The following is a 19,862-nucleotide window of genomic DNA, read 5'->3' on the forward strand; positions in this document are numbered from 1 at the left end:
ACTCCATTAACTCCTTCAAACGATTGGCTTGATGGATTACGTTATAGCACAGAACGCGAAGAAATGCGACCTGTTCCCCCATAACACGTATTTCACATATTATTTTTGACGGAATGGACACAGAAACATGAACGATATTACCCTCTTCCAAAACTTCGAAGTTAAAGGCGGTCCGGACTATGGCCGCAAGAATCTCCCCATCCTTCAGGCGGCATTGAAAAAGCAAAAACTAGACGGTTTTATTGTCCCGCATGAAGATGAATATCAGAACGAATACCTCCCCGCCTCGACGGACCGCCTGCAATGGCTTAGCGGATTTACGGGCTCTGCCGGCGCCGCGGTTGTCATGCAAGACAAAGCCGCCATGTTCGTTGACGGACGCTACGTTATTCAGATTAAGCAACAGGTAGACAAAGACCTTTTCGACTATGAACGTCTCGAAGACGGCGTCGCCAAATGGCTACGGAGCAATGTAAAAGCCGGACAGGTTATTGGATATGACCCCAAGCTCCACAGTCCGTCAGCACTGGCGCAGCTAGTCGAAGCGATTGAGCTTGCAGGCGGCACCGCAAAAGCCATGGAACCCAACCCGATTGATGTCGCTTGGACGGACCGCCCGCCTATGCCGCTAACGCCCATCACCATTCAGCCCGAAAATCTCGCCGGGAAATCTCATGCTAAAAAGCGCGAGGAGATTGCTGAAATCCTTCAGGAGAAGAATGCCGATTACGCCTTGATTACAGCGCCCGCCTCGATCGCGTGGCTGTTAAATATTCGCGGCGGGGATGTACAGTGTACTCCCCTGCCCCTTTCGACAGCTATTATCCGCAAGGACGGTCATGTGGACCTCTTCGTTCGGTCAGAAAAAATCTCCTCCGAAATTAGTCAGCATCTTCGCAATGAAGTCGCTATCCAAGGCGAGGGCGATTTGGAGACCGCGCTGCAAGGTCTATCCGGTAAAACCGTCTTAATGGATCCAAACTCCGCCTCAGCTTGGCATTTCGAGACGGCCTCAAGCTCCGGCGCCAATGTCAAAAAGGCAATGGATGTTGTCGCCCTGCCCAAAGCCACTAAAACACAGGCCGAGCTGGAAGGCTCTGCAACGGCGCATAAACGCGACGCCGTGGCGATCATAAAATTCCTGCATTGGCTCGATACCGAAGCCCAGTCCGGTGAATATGACGAGATTTCAGCCGCGACAAAGCTTGAGATGTTCCGCCACGAAAATGACGGCCTCAAGGATTTAAGCTTTGAAACCATTTCCGGCGCGGGAGCAAATGGCGCGCTTTGTCATTACCGGGTCAGTGTTTCAACGGTCTTGCCGCTTAAACCAAATTCGCTCTATCTGGTTGATAGCGGCGGTCAATATCAAGACGGCACGACGGACATAACCCGCACCGTCCCCATTGGCAAACCAACAGATGAAATGCGCGATCGTTTCACCCGCGTCCTGCAAGGTCATATCGCGCTGGCGACAATTCGTTTCCCCGAAGGCACGACAGGCCCGGCCCTGGACGGTTTTGCCCGAGCGCCTCTCTGGCAGGTAGGTCTCGATTATGATCACGGCACAGGCCACGGCGTCGGGTCGTTCCTGGGCGTTCACGAGGGCCCGCAGCGCATCTCCAAGGCCTCAAACACAATCGCGCTTCAACCCGGTATGATCGTTTCGAACGAGCCCGGATATTATAAGACCGGCGAATACGGAATTCGTATTGAGAACCTGCAATTTGTCTTGCCGCCGGAGGAGATTGCGGGAGGTGAACGGCCCATGATGGGATTTAAAACGCTCACTATGGCACCTATCCATCGCGACCTAATCGATCTGGATCTGCTCAATAAGGCAGAGCGGCAATATGTCGACGAGTATCACGCCGAAATTCTCAAAGAAATCGGACCGAAATTTGAGGGCGAGATCAAAAGCTGGCTCGAAAAAGCCTGCGCCCCGCTCTAACTCTTCTCCAGCTCCAAGGTTTTTCGCTTCTGGAAGGCCTTGGAGATGAACACCATCATGATGCAGGCGCAGACGCAATAAACACCCATTGCCGTAATCTGTTTGGGATAAGAGACACCGATATCTATCAGCCACCCGGTCAGTCCGGGGCCGGCGGCGGTACAAAATACCATCATCGACACAATTATGGCGCGGATGGAGCCTAGATGTTTGGTGCCGTAAAGCTCTGGCCAAATTGTTCCCATCAGCGTGGAAGAGAAACCGTAAGAAATTCCCATTAAAGACATAAAGGCAAAGGCTGACCACTGCGCCTCAAATCCGCCCAACACAAAACAGGACAGCGATAAGGGGATAAGAAAACTTGGCAAAAGCCTTATCGCTGAAAATCGGTCAACCAAAGCGCCCGATATCAGCGTAAAAATAATGGTAGAGACGGCCATCAGTGAAAAGGCCGAGGCAAAGGCGGGCATGGACCATTCCCGCAATTCCACCAAATAGACTTGATGGAAAAACACGGTCGTGCCGATAAAAGCCGGAGCCAGCATGCCTAAAAGTACAATCCAGAAAAGCGGATCACGTATGACTTCCGGGCGGGTCCAATCGCGGCCATCCGTGACGAGGGGTATTGGATCATCGGCCCGAGGTTCTCTGTTTTTAGAAACCAGAACAGCGATGATAGGCAGGGCAAATACGAGCAGCGCAATCGCCGCCAAGAGCCAGCTATAGCGCCAGCCCACCCAACTGACCGTAACGACAAAGAGCACGGGCAGAACCGCTTCTCCGGCATTATGACCGAGGGTTACTAAAGAGACGGCTCGCCCGCGACTTGCCGTAAACCACCGCGCCGCCGCCGTGAGAGCGTTTTGGGTCATCATCCCCTGTCCAAAAAGCCGCAATAAATAGATGACAAAAACCAAGGTAATAATATGGGAGGAAAAGGTCATCCCAATGGCTCCAAGGGCTAGGAGCGGTACAATCATCAAAGTCACTTTCGCCGGAGTAAAATAATCGACGATTTTCCCGACCCATGGGAGCGACAAAGCACTTCCTAATGTGGCGATCATATAGATCAACCCGAAGTCACCATGGCTCAGATCATACTCAGCGCGGATTTCCCCCGCCGAAAGGGAAATGAAAAACGTCTGCCCGAAAGAGGAAAAAAAGGTGAGTAAAAACCCGCCCACAACCCAACGGGCATTCTCTTTAAAGAATCTAAGTATTGGCATAACTAGGCTTTGCAGTGAGAGCCGTTTAAAGGCAAGGGTCGCACTTTGTAAAAGCACGGGGCTCACTCAATGAGGGAAAGCCATTCATCTTCCGTCAGGACGTTCACCCCAAGCCCTTGTGCCTTTGTCAATTTGGATCCGGCCCCCGGACCCGCGACAAGGTAATCGGTTTTGGCCGATATTGATCCGCTCACTTTCGCACCGAGGCTTTGCGCTTTGGCTTTGGCTTCATCGCGGGAAAAGCGTTCGAGCTTTCCGGTGAAGACAACCGTTTTGCCTGACACCACACTGTCTGCGGCAATCTCTTCGACGGGTTCAATCGTTATGTGCTCAAGCAAGCTCTCAACAACGGAGCGGTTTTCGGGTGCGGTCATAAACTGGCTAAAGGCCGTCGCGGCGGCTTCGCCGACGCCATCAATGTGAAGGATGGATTGGAATGCCGCGCTCTCTCTTTCCGCCAAGTCACCCCATTGTGCCTTCAGGTTTTCCAAATTCTGAAAATGGCGAGCCATTAACCGCGCATTGCCCTGCCCGATATGACGAATACCTAGAGCATACAGAAAACGTGCAAATCCGATCGTTCGCCGCGCGTCTATAGCATTGAAAAGATTATCTATACTCGTCTGACCGAACCCTTCGAGTTTCTCGAGTTCGGAACGTTTTTCCTGCAAAACAAAAATATCTGCGGGCTCGCGCACCAGACCCAATTCAAAAAAGAGGGCAATCTGTTTTTCGCCGAGACCGTCAATATCGAAAGCGCGGCGGGACACGAAATGCTTAAGCCCCTCTTTGGCCTGGGCGGGACAGGCTAGCCCATTCGTGCAGCGGCGAACAACATCTTGCCGTCCGGTTTTTTCGTCAATGTCGCGAACGGCTTCCGCGCCGCAAATTGGGCAATTCGTCGGTAAAGTGTAAGGCTCGCCGCCGCCGTCTTTGATGACTTGCAAGACTTGCGGAATGACGTCCCCTGCCCTTTGAATTTCAACCGTATCGCCCGGTTTTACGCCTAAGCGCTCAATCTCGTCTTCATTATGCAGGGTCGCATTGGAAACGACCACGCCGCCCACCGTGATGGGCGTTAGGCGCGCCACGGGTGTTAATGCGCCAGTTCGACCAACTTGCACGTCAATCGTCTCCAAAACCGTCACGGCTTTTTCGGCGGGGAATTTATGCGCGATCGCCCATCGGGGAGCCCGGCTGACAAAGCCAAGGCGTTCTTGCAGCGCGAGGTCGTTCACTTTGTAAACGACCCCGTCAATGTCATAGCCAAGTGCCGCGCGCTTTTCTTCGATTTCGTGGTAATGCGCGACCATCTCTTTCGCGCTGTCATGAACGCGCATATCGGGATTGGTCGAAAACCCCCATTCCGCCATTTTTTCCACCGCGCCCATCTGCGTGTCGGCGAGCGGCTCGCTAACCTCCCCCCAGGTATAGGCGAAGAACCTCAATGGACGCGACGCCGTAATGCTCGGGTCAATCTGTCGGAGCGACCCGGCAGCCGCGTTGCGCGGGTTTTTATATTCCGGTTTTCCAGCCTCCAGCTGGGCCGCGTTCATCTCTTCGAACGCGTCATGTTCGATATAGACTTCACCGCGTATCTCGAGAATGTCCGGCCACCCCTTACCGCTCAATTCATGCGGCACGTCTTGTTTCAGCGTCATCAAATTCCGTGTGACGTCTTCCCCGGTCTGCCCGTCTCCGCGCGTCGCACCAGAGACCAGCCTGCCCTTTTCATAGCGAAGTGACGCTGACAGCCCGTCAATCTTAGGCTCTGCCGTGAAGGTCAAATCCGCATTAGGTGACAGGCTCAGAAACCGTTTTACCCGCGCGACAAAATCCCGGACATCCCCATCATTAAACGCGTTGTCCAATGACAGCATCGGAACACTATGTTTGATCTTATCAAAACGGCCAGACGGCTTCGCACCTACTTTTTGTGTCGGGCTATTCTTGGCAATCAGATGCGGAAACGCGCTTTCCAGATCCGTCAGCTCTTTACGTAGAGCGTCGTAATCGGCATCTGACAATAGCGGATTATCCTCACCGTAATATTGCTCATCCGCGGCGCGGATTTCCATGCTCAAGTTTTTGATGCGTATTTTTGCATCCGCCTCTGTCACGGCCCGGTCGTTCATGACGCCATTAATTGCCGGGCAGCGGCGCGGGCTTCTTGTGTAATGCTTTCCCCAGCGAGCATCCGTGCAATCTCTTCTTCACGGGCTTCGTCGGCCACGGCGTGAACCTGTGTAGTCGTGGTTGACCCGGTCGAGGACTTTTCAATCCGGAACTGATTGTCCGCCGCGGCGGCGACTTGAGGACTATGCGTCACGACGAAGACCTGCGCGGTTTTCGCCAGACGCGATAATCTTTTCCCGACCGCATTGGCCACTGCGCCGCCCACACCTTGGTCGACTTCATCAAAGACCATGACGGCTTCATTCTTTCCGGCCAGAGCCACTTTGATGGCCAAAGCGAAGCGCGCCATCTCTCCGCCAGAAGCAATCTTGTCTAGCGGCCCCAGGGCCGTTCCGGGGTTCGTCGAGACAACAAAACGAACTAAGTCAACGCCCATGGCGCTTTCAGGCGCGGAATCAATTCGCGTTTCGAATGTCGCGCGCTCCATCTTCAAGGGCGGCAGTTCTTGCGCGACGGCTTCGTCGAGCGCTTTGGCTGCGCTGATGCGGGATTGAGTGAGTTTTTTAGCCGCTGCATCGTACACATCTTTGGCTTTACTCGCCTCTTTCTCCGCCTTGGCAATGTCCTTTGCAACGCTGTCTAAGGCTTCGAGCTCTACGTCAAACTGTGCGCGTTTCTCGATGAGGCCAGGAATATCGCAGCCATATTTACGCGCCGCGCCGCGAAGCGCGAAAAGGCGTTTTTCAACGGCGTCCAAACGGCCCGGCTCAACGTCAAAACTTTGCGCTGCCACGCTGACCGCGTTTCGCGCTTCCTGTGTTTCAAGAAGAGCTCGTTCCAGAGCTTCTGCGGCCAGTTGAAGAGATTTCGCGGCCGGCAACTCACTATCGCCAAACTTACTGTTTACTCGCTCGATACCTGACAACGCCATAGACAGACGTTCTTCAAATTCGCCGTCTTCACCAAGCGTGTCTTGCGCCGCAGTCAATTCTGTTAGCGCGCCCTCGGCGCCCTGCAAAAACCGCCGTTCCTCAGCGAGAGTGTCCTCTTCGCCAGGGCGGACGTCCAGCCTATCCAGCTCGTTCATCGCGTGCTCGAGAAACTCTTGATCCTCGCTGGCTTTACTTTGCCGATCCCGTAACGCCTTAAGAGTCTTTTGCGTCTCTTGACGCGATTGATACGCCGTTGCCACTTCCTGTAGCTCAGATTTGTGACCGCCGAAGAGGTCTAGAAGCAGAATATGGGTGGTCGGATCCAACAGACCGCGCCCGTCATGCTGACCGTGAACTTCTAAAAGCAGCTTCCCCACTTCAGAGAGCAGTTTCACACTGGCGGGAGAGTCATTGATATAAGCTTTGGATCGGCCATCGGATTGGATGATTCGACGAAGGGTCAGGTCCTCACCTGCCACGATCTCAATATCCTGTTCTGTTAGGTGGGCAATGACAGGGTGGGAGTTTGAGAGTATGAAAGACGCCGTGCATTCCGCCTTATCCGCTCCGGAGCGGATAAGGCCCCTGTCCGAGCGCGCGCCTGTTGCCATGCCAAGCGCGTCTAGGATTATGGATTTACCCGCCCCGGTTTCACCCGTAAGCGCGGTTAATCCGTCGCCAAACTCAAGGCTCAGCTGCTCTATAAGGACGACATTGCGGACAAATAACCCACTTAACATATCAGCCTAAATCATTCCGTTAGAACAAGCGTTCTTTCAAACGCTGCCAATAGCCGTCGCGGCGGTTTTTCTTACGTTCTTCTTCAAGGTTGACCTCATAGCCTTGAAGCAATTCATAAGAATCTTGGTACCAAGCGCTATCGGGATAGTTATACCCCAATACAGACCCCACCAGTTTAGCCTCATTAATGATTCCCAAAGACACATAGGCTTCGACGAGGCGGTGAAGCGCTTCTTCGGTCTGCGATGTTGTTTCGTAGTTTTTAACGACATTCTTAAATCGTCCAATAGCGGCCAAGTGTTGGTTTTCCTTAAGGTAATAACGCCCAATGGCCATTTCTTTGCCGGCCAAATGGTCATGCGTCAGCTCAAGCTTTAGCCGTGCATCACGGGCATAGTCACTTTCGGGGAAACGGCGAACAACTTGTTGCAACGCGGCTTCGGCGCTAACCGTCGTAGCCTGATCACGCCCCACATCATAGATCTGGTCGTAATAATTGATCGCAATAAGATAATACGCATATGGCGTACTGTCATTGCCGGGATGAAGGCTGATAAAACGTTGAGCTGTCGCGACGCTCTGTTCGTAATCGGTGGTCCGGTAATAGGCATAGGCGCTCATCAGCATGGCGCGGCGGGCCCATCTGGAGAAGGGGTGTTGGCGTTCAACTTCCTGAAAATAAAGATTTGCCCCGTCCCAGTCATTCTTTTGAACGCGGTCTAAAGCCTGATTGTAGATTAGCTCCGCTGGCCGTTCGATATAGGCCAGCTTTTCTTTGTCGCTTTTGCCGCCAAAAATCGAACAACCCGAAATCATCAGGGCCAAGACGGCGACGCCTCCTAAGCGAATGATACGAGCGTAAATTGTGTTAAAAGCCATAGAGCCTATCCGTTTGCGGATATGATTCTAAACATATCCCTTAAAATACATTGGGTCTCTTAAAGGATGGTTTGCGCGGCGGAAAGTGAGAAATCTGTTATGCGCTAACGCTTTGCAGTCTGGAAGGGCTGTCTATCTCCGGTAAAAGCTCTTCTCCGTTCATGGAAACGAAGCGCCAAGCCCCCTGCGTTCCGTAGAGGGCCATCAATAAGTCATGGTTTAACCCATGTCCTGAGGCATGCGTTTCCACTCGGCCGAGGATCGGGCCGCCCAGATACAAGTCCCCCAAAAGATCGAGCGCCTTATGCCGGACGAACTCATCAGCAAAGCGTAAGCCTTCGGGGTTAAGAATCTTATCGCCGTCGACAATAATCGCATTTTCCAAAGATCCGCCCTTTGAAAGGCCCGCAGCCTGCAAAGCCGCAACTTCGTGAAGGCGCGCAAATGTCCGTGCAGACGCTAAGCGGTCACGAAAAGCCCTGACATCCGGTACAATTTCAACTTTCTGTTGGCCAATAGCCTCATCTTCAAAATCAATCGAAACACTTAACTCAAGGCGCGTGGCCGGGACAATGCGGGCAAACGCCTTCCCTTTACGAACTTCAACTGGCCGCAAGACTTCGACATAGCGGCGGGGCGCTTCCTGACGTTTCAGTCCAACACGTTCTATCAATTTTAAGAAGGGTTCCGCAGAGCCGTCCAAAGCCGGTAGCTCTCTGCCATCCAACTCCATAATCAGATTGTCGATACCAGACGCCGCGAGCGCCGCCAGTAAATGTTCTATCGTCGAAACTTCCACGCCCGCAGCGTTTTCGAGCGTCGTGCAATTTTTCACATCAGACACAGCATCAGGTTCAACCAAAATGCGATTGTCCCGGTCGGTTATGTCCGTGCGCACGAAAACAAGCCCTGTTCCGACAGGCGCAGGTCTCATTGCCAAGCGAGTATGGTTGCCCCCATGCAGTTCAATACCTGCACACACTGTGGCGGAATTCAGGGTCGTTTGGCGTCTGACATTTGTCATATTCATTAAACTCATATTGCCCCAATGATTAAATGAGCTATTCGTTGCGGTCCGACAACAAACCTGTTGTTACAGCGTGTTACAACCAATAAAAAAGCCCGTGATAACACGGGCTTATTTTAATAATTTTAAACTGCCTTAAACAGTTATCGCTGTATCATCGCAGCTGTATTATCGGCTCTGACGGCGAAGAAAACTTGGAATTTGGAGCTCATCTTCCATGTCATCGCTGAACAAATCTCCGACAGGTGCTTTGGTTGTTTGAGTTTGAATCGTCGGCGAAGGTGTTTTCTTCCGTCGGCCAAACAATCCTCCCAAAGCCGTCTTTTTCAATGACGGACCGGTAGACTCAGGAATAGGTTGCGGCTCTACCGGTGCGACAGGCTCCTCTGCCTGAGCCGCAGGGGCATCTACTTTTGGCGGATAGGGCCGAGGCGCTACATAAGGCGGCGGGGTTGCAGCTTTTGGTTTGGAAAACTCCTGTTCCACTTCCTTTTGCATATTTGCCACTGGATTATAATCGGCAAACCGCTCTTCTACGTCTTGAGCGACGGCGGGTTCAGCGGGTTTTTCAGCTTTCGGTAATTCAACCACATTGGCTTCTTCACGAGCAACCCGGTTCCCGAACGGGGCCGGAGGCGCTTCCGCGCGAGCTTCTGAATCAACACCGGTGGCGACGACAGACACACGGATGATACCATCCAAATCATCATCGAGTGCTGAACCAACAATGATATTGGCGTCTTCGTCCACTTGCTCACGGATAAGGCTTGCGGCTTCGTCGACTTCATACAGGGTCAAATCGCTTCCGCCTGTGATATTGATCAGAACGCCTTTAGCGCCTTTCAATGACACATCATCCAAGAGCGGATTGTTAATAGCGGCTTCGGCGGCTTCGACAGCGCGTCGTTCGCCCGTCGCTTCGCCTGTGCCCATCATGGCCTTGCCCATTTCATCCATAACGGTGCGAACATCGTTAAAGTCGAGATTAATCAAGCCTGGAACGACCATCAAATCGGTTACGCCTCGAACGCCGCTATGGAGAACTTCGTCCGCCATAGCAAAGGCGTCTGACATCGTTGTGTTCTCTGTCGCAACTCGGAATAGATTCTGGTTCGGAATCGTAATCATTGTGTCGACAGACGCATAAAGGTTTTCAATCCCCTGTTCGGCCAATTTCATGCGGCGGGAGCCTTCAAACATGAACGGCTTCGTGACGATACCGACCGTCAGGATGCCGCGTTCGCGCGCCGCGCGGGCAATAACTGGCGCCGCGCCTGTGCCTGTTCCGCCGCCCATGCCGGCTGCGACGAACAACATGTGACATCCATCCAGATGCTCCATAATTTCTGTGAGGCTGTCTTCGGCAGATTCTTCGCCAATTTCAGGGCGCATTCCAGCCCCTAGACCTTGTGTAACGCCGGTGCCCATCTGAACGCGGCGATCCGCTCGCGACAAGGCCAGAGCCTGCGCGTCCGTATTCGCGACAACAAATTCGACACCGTCGAGTCCCGAGGCGATCATATTGTTTACAGCGTTTCCGCCGGCTCCGCCCACGCCGATAACGACAATGCGGGGTTTAAGTTCGACGGCTTTAGGCAGAGAGAGACTGATTGGCATGATAGGTCCCGTTTATGGTCAATGTTTGGTTAAAAAGAAGATGGGCCGAAACCGTTAAAGGGTGATTAACCAAACTATTAATTTTAACCTTTTGACGGGGTTTTCCTGTAAATAATCGCTGTTAGGAATTTAGTCTTATGCGTAGCGAAACTTTAGAAAACGAGACCAGGCCCAGATTTAAAGCTATTTAAACTGCCTTAATTTACTAGAAGTTCTCCCGAAGCCATTGAAAAGATCGACCAATCGGATGACCTGAATAACGTCTTTCCCGATACCGACGACCCGACAAATCCGGCGGCCCGGAAATCGCTTCTCCGGGGTTTTCATAGGCCTGTTTCAGCAAGCCAGTTGCGACAGCGAAATCCGATTCCGTGAGGCTCTGATCAAGGCCGAAAATGCCGTGAGGCTGCCCAATTCTGACGCGCTTATTAAAGATTAGCTCCGCCAATTCCCTGACCCCATTGAGCTGCGCCGCGCCGCCCGTCAAGACAATTTGGCGTCCTGCAAAATTGTCCATTCCGGCATTATGTAAGCGCTCATTTAAAATCTCAAACGTTTCCTCAATTCGGGATCGAACGATCGCAGTGACATGGGCGCGAGGATGATGTTGCAAGCGATCCTGCGCGCCGACCGGCGGACACGGCACCATAGCCGAATCATCATCCGCGCCGTGCAAAGCCGAGCCATATATTGTTTTGATTCGTTCTGCGGCTTCGGGCGGTGTGGAAAGGCCTCTCGCAATATCCTTTGTGACGTTGCGACCCCCTACTCCCATCGCATCCACATGCACGAGAACATTATCCCGGAACACAGCCACGGACGTGACGCCCGCCCCCATATCTATAACAGTGACGCCCAGATCGCGCTCATCCTCGGTCAAAACAGACAAGGCCGAAGCATAGGGCGAAGCTGTTACTGACCGGATTTCGAGATGGCAGCGTTCAATACAATGCGCCAAATTGCGCAAAGGCCCCATGCCGCCCAAGACAAAGTGCATATCGACCCCGAGGCTTTTGCCGAACATACCGCGCGGATCATCAATTCCGACCTCGCCGTCCACGCTCCACTGCATGGGTATCGCATGAAGGATGGCATAATCCGGCTGGGACAGTTCAGACAGGCTGCTATTCATGACGCGCTTCAGATCGCGGTCCGCAACCTCTCCGCTGGCAAACTCTGTTTGCACCCGCATATGTTGGGAGCGAAGAGAGCGTAGAGCCACATTCACATTGACGCCGTGCACAGTTACGCCTGCCGCACGTTCCGCTTTCTCGACCGCGGAGCGGATGCCCGCTTCAGCGGCTTCTAGGTCAATCACCGCTCCGTGCTTCACTCCGGAGCTAACACCGAAGCCCTTTCCGATCAGACGTACGCCCATTCCGGGCTCTTCTTTGCCAATCAAGCAAACAACTTTGCTCGACCCGATATCGAGAACCGCGAAGGTCTCCGCCTGTTTCTGTTTAGGGCGTCCGAACATAGGGAATATCTAGGCCTGTTTGGAATCCGTCGGCCGGACAGTAATTCTGTCAGGCAAACGTAAGTCGATTTCGCTGACCGTACGGTCCAATATCTGGGACCGTGCTTGAAGGTCAGCTAGATGCGCCAAGGCTTCTTTCACATTAGTAGCCGGAAGCTTTACCTTAACGTCTCCGTCAATCATCAAATCCCAACGGCTCTCAGAAACAAAAACAGCTGAACTTGTTCTGCGGCGCAGGGCTGGCCAGAGCGCGAGCGTATTTTCAAGAGCTTCCGCCTCGGCGGAAGCGCCTTTCCCGACGACTTGCAATAAATTTTTCGGAATGACGGTCTCGCTTGTAACCGGCGCGATTATTTCTCCTGTCGCGTTCACTAAAGAAAACTGACCTTTATTCTGCCATAGCGCATAGGGTTGATTTTCGACCAACTGCACGACGATACGATTGGGCCAAAGACGCCGCACCACTGCTCGGTCCACCCAAGGCAGGCTTTCGGTGCGCCGCTGCGCGGCTTCTAAATCAACACCAAAAAAGTAATCCCCGGGACGAATGCTAACGGCCCGAAGGACATCCTGTTCATTCAAACGGCCTTCGCCCATGACATCAACACGCGACACAACAAACCCCATCGCCATCAAACGGTGTTGCTTATAAAGCTTACCATTTTCAATGAGCTGCGGCCAAAACCCGCCCATCCAGAGCGCCAAGGCCGTGACCGCCATAAAAACGGCCAGCACGCCGCCGCAAAAGCGAATAAAACTCTTTTTGGAGTGCTGTGCGGCTCTGACTTTGGCAGCGCCCCAGACTTGAGCTTTGCGTAATCCGGGCTTTAACGGAGAGACCCTCTGTAAGGGTCCCTTCGAATAAGACGAATTGCGTTTCATCTGGGCCATGTAGCGTCCTCAACCAACCAGCGGCAAAGCTGTTCAAAATCTATTCCGACATAGGCCGCCTGTTCGGGGGCCAAAGACGTCGGAGTCATTCCGGGTTGAGTATTGAGTTCAAGCATTACGATTTTGTTTACTATGTCGCCTGAAGCTGCATTTTTTTCATTAAATCTGAAATCAGAGCGCGTTACGCCTCGGCAGCCGAGCGCTTTATGTGCCTCGACCGCCCATTTTAGGCAAAGCTGGGTGGCTTCATGTGGAATATCGGCCGGAACGATATGCACTGATCCGCCCTTGGCGTATTTGGCCTCATAGTCATACCAGTCTGTCTGAGGGATAATTTCCGTGACGGCCAAAGCCCGCTCACCCATCACTGTGACGGTCAATTCGCGTCCCGGGATAAAAGCTTCGACGATAACCTCTTCGCCCATCTCTTTATCTTCAGCGATTGCCGCGGACATATTCGAACTATCATTCTGGACAATGTAAACAGACTTAGAAGACCCCTGCCCGTTGGGTTTGACCACATAAGGAGGATTCATAGGGTGGGACTTGGACACCTCAACACGGTCGAACAATCCGCCCTCCGCAACTGTAATGCCAACAGCCCGTAGGACATGTTTGGCTCGGTGCTTATCCATCGCCAACGCAGAGGCCATGACGCCAGAGTGAGTATAGGGTTTGCCATACATATCCAGCACCCCTTGAACGCGGCCATCCTCGCCCCAATCGCCGTGAAGGGCGTTGAAAATAATATCCGGATCAGCGTTCTCGAGCTGAGTCCACAGGTCACGGGTCACATCAATTTCGGTTACGTCATACCCACAAGACCGAAGAGCCTTGGCGCATTCTTCACCCGAGACGAGAGAAACTTCGCGTTCAGACGAAATCCCGCCTTTTAAGACCGCAACTTTCACGACGCCGTTCCAATTCGTTTGATTTCCCACTCAAGGTCAACACCTTCACTGGCGCGAACTTTATCCCGAATAGTTTCGCCAAGGTTTTCCAAATCCGCGGCTGTTGCGTCGCCAGTGTTAATCATGAAGTTGCAATGCTTTTCGCTCATTTGCGCGCCGCCCACGCGAAAGCCACGTCCGCCTGCGGCGTCGATAACTTGCCAGGCCCCTCGCCCGCCTGACTGTTCAGGGTCCGGGTTTTTGAAAGTTGAGCCACCCGTTTTTTCGCGAATGGGTTGGCTCTCCTCGCGTCGAGAGGTAATGTCATTAATGCGCGCAATAATATCTTCGGGGACGTCTTTCCGGCCCTGAAAGACAGCTTGGGTAAAAATCAAATCATCAGGCGCGTCACTGCCGCGATAACGATAATTGAACTCACTCAACGGCATAAGCTGACGGCGACCCCGACGGTCAATGGCGACCGCCTCGACCAAAACGTCCTTTGTCTCGCCCCCATAACACCCCGCATTCATGCGTAGCGCGCCGCCGATTGTACCGGGAATACCAGCGTAAAATTCCAACCCGGATACCCCGGCTTTAGCCGCTTCTTTCGCCACCTTATTGTCCAAAGCCGCCGCCCCGGCGATCAATTGATTGCCGTCCGCCGTGATCTTGGCAAAAGTCGGGCCGAGTCGAATAACAACGCCTTTTACACCACCGTCGCGGATTAGCGTATTGGACGCAACGCCCAAAACCTGAACCGGAATATCGTCTGGCGTGGAGGAGAGAAAATGCGCGAGATCCGCCTCGTCCTTCGGCATGAAAAACACTTCTGCCGGGCCGCCGACCCGCAGCCAACTATAGGGGGCGAGCGAAACATCCGCTTTGAGCGACCCTCTGACCGACGGGAGGCGTTCAAGCAGCGACATCAAGCGCTCTCCAAATCCTTGGCCAGGTCTGCCGCCCAATAGGTGATGTCACCTGCCCCGAGGCACACGATAACATCGCCGTTTTTAAGATGCGGCTTCAAATCTGCGGCTAGGCTCTTTTTCGCCGTTAGCGAAACGTTTTTATGCCCGTGGGAGGTCAGGCTTTTGGCCAAATCAGGCCCGCTTACGCCGTCAATGGGATCTTCTCCGGCGGCATAAACATCCGTCACAAAGACGCGGTCCGCATCGTTGAAACAGGTCGAAAACTCTTCGAAGTGATGAGACAGACGGGAATAACGGTGGGGCTGTACAACGGCGTGAACCCTCCCCTTTGTCACCTGACGCGCCGCTTGGAGAACAGCTGAGATTTCGACCGGGTGATGGCCGTAATCATCAATAATGGTTATGCCTTCCCACTCCCCGACTTTGGTAAAGCGGCGTTTTACCCCGCCGAAACTTTCGAGACCGGCGCGAACTTGCGCCTCGTTCAAGCCAAGTTCTCTCGCGACTGCAATGGCGGACAGGACGTTTTGCGTGTTATGCTTTCCGGCCATAGGCAGGAACAAGTCTTGCCAAGTTTCTTCCTCGTCGCCCGTTGTAAAGACAACATCAAAGCGCGACCCCGTTGGTTCCAAATGGAGATTTTCAGCTCGGACATCCGCTTGCGGGTTAAATCCATAAGTAATGACGCGGCGGTCGGAGACTTTACTGACCAGAGCTTGCACTTCGGCGTGGTCGATACACAAAACTGAAAAGCCATAAAAAGGCAGATTTTCGACGAAAGTATGAAAGGCCTTTCGAAGCGTTTCGAAATCGCCGTAATGTTCCATATGCTCTGGATCAATATTGGTGATGATCGCCACAGTCGGGAAAAGCTTCAGAAAGGAGCCGTCGCTCTCATCCGCCTCGACCACCATCCAGTCGCCAAGTCCGAGCTTCGCATTTGAGCCGTAAGCATTGATAATTCCGCCATTGATAACCGTTGGATCTAGCCCGCCGCCCTCTAAAAGAGCTGCAATCATTGTGGTCGTCGTAGTTTTGCCGTGTGTGCCGCCCACGGCAATGGCCCATTTCAGACGCATCAACTCGGCGAGCATTTCAGCGCGCCGCACCACTGGGATCGACTTCGCTCGGGCCTCGATCAATTCGGGATTATCTTTTTTAATCGCAGAGGACAGGACAATGGCGCCTGCGCCTTCAACCTGACCTTCCTTTTGACCGATGAAAATGTTTGCGCCGAGCTTGCGAAGTCGTTCGGTGTTAGCGCTCTCGCGCATGTCTGATCCCTGAACCTGGTATCCCAGATTCAAAAGCACCTCGGCAATACCGCTCATTCCGATACCGCCTATACCAACAAAATGTATCGGGCCGACATCAAAGGGCACTTTCGTGGCAAGGGATTGTTGTTTTAAATCGGGTTGGGGCATGGTCTGCCTCTTCTTTTCGCCTCCGGCTAAGCCGGGTCTGTCATTGATCGGCGAAGGCAGACACCATCGCCGCGAGATCGGTTGCGGCATGTGGCTTACCGACGGATCGGGCGGCGTCTGCTGCGGTTTTAAGCCAGGTCGAATCACTGAGCCGTTCCTCCAAGATAGATTTTACACGCTCTGGCGTAAACTCGGATTCGGGCAGAATATCGGCAGCGCCGAGGCGCTGAAGTGACTTTGCATTGGCCGTTTGATGGTCATCCATCGCGATAGCAAGCGGAACCAGCAGGCTGGGCTTTCCCATGACCGCAATTTCGGACACAGACCCCGCCCCGGCGCGGCCTATAATATAGTGCGCGTCCGCCAGATGGGTCTCAATATCAGAGAAGAAAGTTTCGCAAGTGGCGCTCACGCCGGCCTCTTTATAGGTGGTTCGAGCAAGGTCTTGGTAGTCCGGAAGTGTTTGCTGAGTGACGTGAAGTTCCCTGCGGAGGCTTTCGGGCAGGCTGGCAATTGCTTTCGGCATGACCTCGCTGATAATCCTCGCCCCAAGACTTCCGCCGACAATTAAAAGGTTTATCTGGTCCGTGGGAGGCTCATAAGATTTGGGGACCGCCTTGATAACTTGTTCACGGAGGGGATTACCAATGGAACGGTGAACGGCTTCCTCGGGAAGTTTCTGCAGATCCTCAAACCCAGACGCGACACATAAGGCCTTTTTAGCAAAAACCCGATTAACCCGACCCAAAAAGGCATTCTGTTCATGGATAAGCGTAGGAATGCCCATCCTCTGGGCGGCGCGCATCGCGGGAAAGGCGGGGTAGCCGCCAAACCCGACGACGATGTCTGGTTTCCACTGACGGATAAACCGCCTCGCCTGCATCACGCCTTGGGTTAGAGAGACAACGCCTTTAACCGCGGCAATTGGTTTTCGTGGAGATATACTTGCCGCTTTGACGTCAATAATCGGATCGGCCGGAATACGCCCCGCGTGTTTTCGGCCGCGCGCATCGGTCATCAAGGCAATCTCCCAGCCCTCAGCTTTTAGAATTTCGGCAAGGGCCTGCGCGGGGAACATATGCCCGCCCGTTCCGCCTGCGGCCATTAAAAGCTTTTTGCCTTTTTGCGGCACGCCCTAGCTTCCGTACCCGTAAGCGCCGGGCCGTTTGGCCGTAAAGGCGAGGATAAGACCTGCCGTGAAGCAGAGCGAAAGCAAGGATGAGCCCCCATAGGAGATAAAGGGAAGCGTCATGCCTTTTGACGGGGCCATGTTGAGATTGACGAACAGGTTGATGACCATTTGCATCCCAACGAGTGTTGCCAATCCGGCGACGGCGAGCTGCGAGAAATAGTCGTTTAATCGCAAAGCGCTTCGGTAGGCCCGGATAACAAATGTGGCGAGCAGCACAATCAGCACGACCGAAATCAAAAATCCAAACTCTTCCACCGTGACGGCGAAGATAAAATCTGTATGTCCGTCCGGCAGGCTGTATTTAATCGCGCCCTCCCCCGGCCCGCGGCCTAATAAGCCGCCATTCGCAATAGCTTCGAGGGCTTTATCAGTCTGATAGCTGTCTGCCGAGTTGGGAGACATAAACGCCGTTACGCGATCGCGCACATGCGGAAGGGCCATATAAGCCGCCACAGCGCCCAAAAGCGAAACGCCCATTAACGCCAAAAGCCAACCCAATGAGAGTCCTGCAAAAAAGAAGACAGCCGCGAACCCTAGGGTAATTAGAAAAGACTGGCCGAAGTCCGGCTGGGTAATCAGCATTGCAATCAATACAAAATATACACCAAAGACAATAACCACCGAGGGTACATTTGGATCGCGCTTACGGACCGAAAACATCCATGCCGCAAAAACGATAAAGGCAGGCTTAGCAAATTCAGACGGCTGAAGAGAAAAAGCGCCGAGCCTGATCCAGCGAACCGCGCCTTTTACCTCAAAGCCTATAAAGGGAAGCGCCGCGAGCAAGGCCATCGACCCCAGAAGTGCCACCACCCCTAGTCGCCGGGCCCAGTTCGGCCCAATAAATGAAATAAAAATCGCGCCGCCAAGTCCGAGGGCGGCAAAGAAAGCATGACGATATAAGAAGAAAAACGGATTGCCATAGTCAAGGCGCGCCGTCGCAGCCGGGGATGCGGCCATGGAAAGGATCAGCCCGGCACCAATCAAAATAATCAAAATGCCCAACTGAATTTGGTCTACGCTGCGCCACCATTCACCGATAGGCGTACGGTGCGTGCGCGAGACAAACGGATTGCTTGCGTTCAAAAACGTCATGAAGCCATCGCTTTCTTACCCTCACCGCGTTTGGCTTTCATTTCAGCCTCGAACAAATCTATAATCTGTTGTGAATGCTGGCGGAACGCATCCCCCCGTATTTCGAAATTGGCAAATTGATCAAAACTGGCACAGGCTGGAGAAAGTAAAACAATAGGATTGGCGGCCCCCGATTCCAGAGCGTCGCGCGTTGCGCAATATACCGCCATTTGCAGATGCCCGGAGACTTTGTGGTCGACCTTTGCCTTGGTCAGGGTGCGTTTGAAACTCTTGGAAGCTTCTCCGATTAGATAAGCTTTTTTCACATTTTTCATTAATGGCACTAAGGGCTCAATCCCCTGTTCTTTGGCAACGCCGCCTGCAATCCAGAAAATTTCATCATAGCTATTAAGCGCCTGTTGCGCGGCGTCGGCATTGGTCGCTTTACTGTCATTAACGAAGCGCACTTTGCCCGCCGTTCCGATAGTCTCCATACGGTGGGACAGGCCCGGAAAGCTTAGAATGGCTTTCGCAATATCACGGGGTTTCAAGCCGAGAGATTTTACGGCGGCAAAGGCGGCGGCGGCGTTCTGCCAGTTATGCTGACCTTCTAGCGCTTTCGCTTTGCCGAGGTCGCAAATTTCTTCTACCCGTTTTCCTTGTGTGCAAAACAGCTTCCCTCCGAGAACAAAGACTCCTGAACCAATAGAGCGTCTGGCCGAAATCGGGACCACATTCGCTGATTTTCTGGCAATCATTTCACACAGCAGAGCTTTGCCCGCCTCGTCGTCCGTTCCGATGACAGCTGAATCCTCGGACGTCTGGTTGAGAAATACACGTTTTTTCGCACCCCCATAACCCACCATATCGCCGTGACGATCCAAATGGTCAGGACTGAGGTTCAAATGAACCGCTGCATTGGCGCGAAGAGAGAAGGTGCGCTCCAGTTGATAAGACGACAGCTCAATGACGAGGTAAGAACCGGAATGGATGCGGTCGAGATCCAGAACGCCGCGCCCGATATTTCCCCCGATTTGAGCGTCCTTACCGCATTCATTTAAAATATGTCCGATGAGGGCCGTTGTTGTGGATTTTCCATTCGTTCCTGTAATCGCAATAATTTTAGGCCTGTTATTTTCAGATATTGCAGAGACTTCACGGGCGAGAATTTCGATGTCACAAATAATCGGGACACCTGCCTGTTTAGCCAGGTCTGCTGACCAATGCGGCTTTGGCAAGTGATGGGGAACGCCGGGCGACAGAACCAAACCGTCAATTTTACTCCAATCCGCCGTCTCTAAATCTCCGAGCGTCACGCCCTTCTCTTCTGCGGCTTGACGTCCCTCGTCCCGATCATCCCAAGCCAATACGGTCGCGCCCCCTGCCTGTAGAGACAGAGCAGCACTAATCCCCGTTCGGCCCAGACCGAAGACGGCGAGAGTTTGTCCTGCGAATTGAGAAGCCTTGATCATG

The 19,862-nt window shown here is 53.2% G+C and carries 15 protein-coding genes; 1 reads left to right on the forward strand and 14 read right to left on the reverse strand.

Annotated elements, in window-relative coordinates; translation table 11 throughout:
* Positions 1-127 precede the first annotated feature (127 nt).
* Entirely contained in the window at positions 128-1,951 is a 1,824-nt protein-coding gene (locus tag ACNA05_RS00460; RefSeq protein ID WP_415809403.1) for an aminopeptidase P family protein, read from the forward strand.
* Here the strand turns inward: ACNA05_RS00460 and ACNA05_RS00465 are convergent.
* From ACNA05_RS00465 to murD, 14 genes are all read right to left on the reverse strand, one after another.
* Positions 1,948-3,177: an MFS transporter gene (locus ACNA05_RS00465; protein WP_415809404.1), complete on the reverse strand. Its 1,230-nt coding sequence runs from the start codon at positions 3,175-3,177 to the stop codon at positions 1,948-1,950. The two genes, ACNA05_RS00460 and ACNA05_RS00465, sit on opposite strands and share 4 nt — an antisense overlap.
* 62 nt (positions 3,178-3,239) lie before the next feature.
* On the reverse strand, positions 3,240-5,312 hold the full coding sequence (gene ligA, locus ACNA05_RS00470; RefSeq protein ID WP_415809405.1) for an NAD-dependent DNA ligase LigA: 2,073 nt from the start codon (positions 5,310-5,312) through the stop codon (positions 3,240-3,242).
* The gene (gene recN / locus ACNA05_RS00475; protein ID WP_415809406.1) at positions 5,309-6,985 is read right to left on the reverse strand and encodes a DNA repair protein RecN; all 1,677 of its coding nucleotides are present in this window, start codon (positions 6,983-6,985) and stop codon (positions 5,309-5,311) included. Before recN ends, ligA begins: the two co-directional genes overlap by 4 nt.
* Before the next feature lie 19 nt (positions 6,986-7,004).
* The gene (locus ACNA05_RS00480; RefSeq protein ID WP_415809407.1) at positions 7,005-7,865 is read right to left on the reverse strand and encodes an outer membrane protein assembly factor BamD; all 861 of its coding nucleotides are present in this window, start codon (positions 7,863-7,865) and stop codon (positions 7,005-7,007) included.
* Positions 7,866-7,962: 97 nt separating this feature from the next.
* Positions 7,963-8,895, reverse strand: coding sequence for a UDP-3-O-acyl-N-acetylglucosamine deacetylase (lpxC, locus tag ACNA05_RS00485; RefSeq protein WP_415810095.1), 933 nt, complete (start codon positions 8,893-8,895; stop codon positions 7,963-7,965).
* A 165-nt stretch (positions 8,896-9,060) separates the two neighbouring features.
* Positions 9,061-10,509: a cell division protein FtsZ gene (gene ftsZ, locus ACNA05_RS00490; protein ID WP_415809408.1), complete on the reverse strand. Its 1,449-nt coding sequence runs from the start codon at positions 10,507-10,509 to the stop codon at positions 9,061-9,063.
* Between the two features lie 205 nt (positions 10,510-10,714).
* The gene (gene ftsA / locus ACNA05_RS00495; RefSeq protein WP_415809409.1) at positions 10,715-11,986 is read right to left on the reverse strand and encodes a cell division protein FtsA; all 1,272 of its coding nucleotides are present in this window, start codon (positions 11,984-11,986) and stop codon (positions 10,715-10,717) included.
* A gap of 9 nt (positions 11,987-11,995) precedes the next feature.
* Positions 11,996-12,877, reverse strand: coding sequence for a cell division protein FtsQ/DivIB (locus ACNA05_RS00500; RefSeq protein ID WP_415809410.1), 882 nt, complete (start codon positions 12,875-12,877; stop codon positions 11,996-11,998).
* Complete coding sequence (locus tag ACNA05_RS00505; protein ID WP_415809411.1) at positions 12,865-13,818, reverse strand: D-alanine--D-alanine ligase; 954 nt, start codon at positions 13,816-13,818, stop codon at positions 12,865-12,867. The genes ACNA05_RS00500 and ACNA05_RS00505 overlap by 13 nt, the downstream gene beginning before the upstream one ends.
* On the reverse strand, positions 13,785-14,696 hold the full coding sequence (gene murB / locus ACNA05_RS00510; RefSeq protein WP_415809412.1) for a UDP-N-acetylmuramate dehydrogenase: 912 nt from the start codon (positions 14,694-14,696) through the stop codon (positions 13,785-13,787). Before murB ends, ACNA05_RS00505 begins: the two co-directional genes overlap by 34 nt.
* Positions 14,696-16,123, reverse strand: coding sequence for a UDP-N-acetylmuramate--L-alanine ligase (murC, locus tag ACNA05_RS00515; RefSeq protein ID WP_415809413.1), 1,428 nt, complete (start codon positions 16,121-16,123; stop codon positions 14,696-14,698). The genes murB and murC overlap by 1 nt, the downstream gene beginning before the upstream one ends.
* Positions 16,124-16,163: 40 nt before the next feature.
* The gene (gene murG / locus ACNA05_RS00520) at positions 16,164-17,255 is read right to left on the reverse strand and encodes an undecaprenyldiphospho-muramoylpentapeptide beta-N-acetylglucosaminyltransferase (protein WP_415809414.1); all 1,092 of its coding nucleotides are present in this window, start codon (positions 17,253-17,255) and stop codon (positions 16,164-16,166) included.
* A gap of 3 nt (positions 17,256-17,258) precedes the next feature.
* Positions 17,259-18,410, reverse strand: a complete 1,152-nt coding sequence (locus tag ACNA05_RS00525; protein WP_415809415.1) for an FtsW/RodA/SpoVE family cell cycle protein — start codon at positions 18,408-18,410, stop codon at positions 17,259-17,261.
* Entirely contained in the window at positions 18,407-19,861 is a 1,455-nt protein-coding gene (gene murD, locus ACNA05_RS00530; RefSeq protein ID WP_415809416.1) for a UDP-N-acetylmuramoyl-L-alanine--D-glutamate ligase, read from the reverse strand. Before murD ends, ACNA05_RS00525 begins: the two co-directional genes overlap by 4 nt.
* Position 19,862 lies beyond the last annotated feature (1 nt).

This window comes from Litorimonas haliclonae, from assembly GCF_965138505.1.
In the GTDB taxonomy this organism is placed as follows: domain Bacteria; phylum Pseudomonadota; class Alphaproteobacteria; order Caulobacterales; family Maricaulaceae; genus Litorimonas; species Litorimonas haliclonae.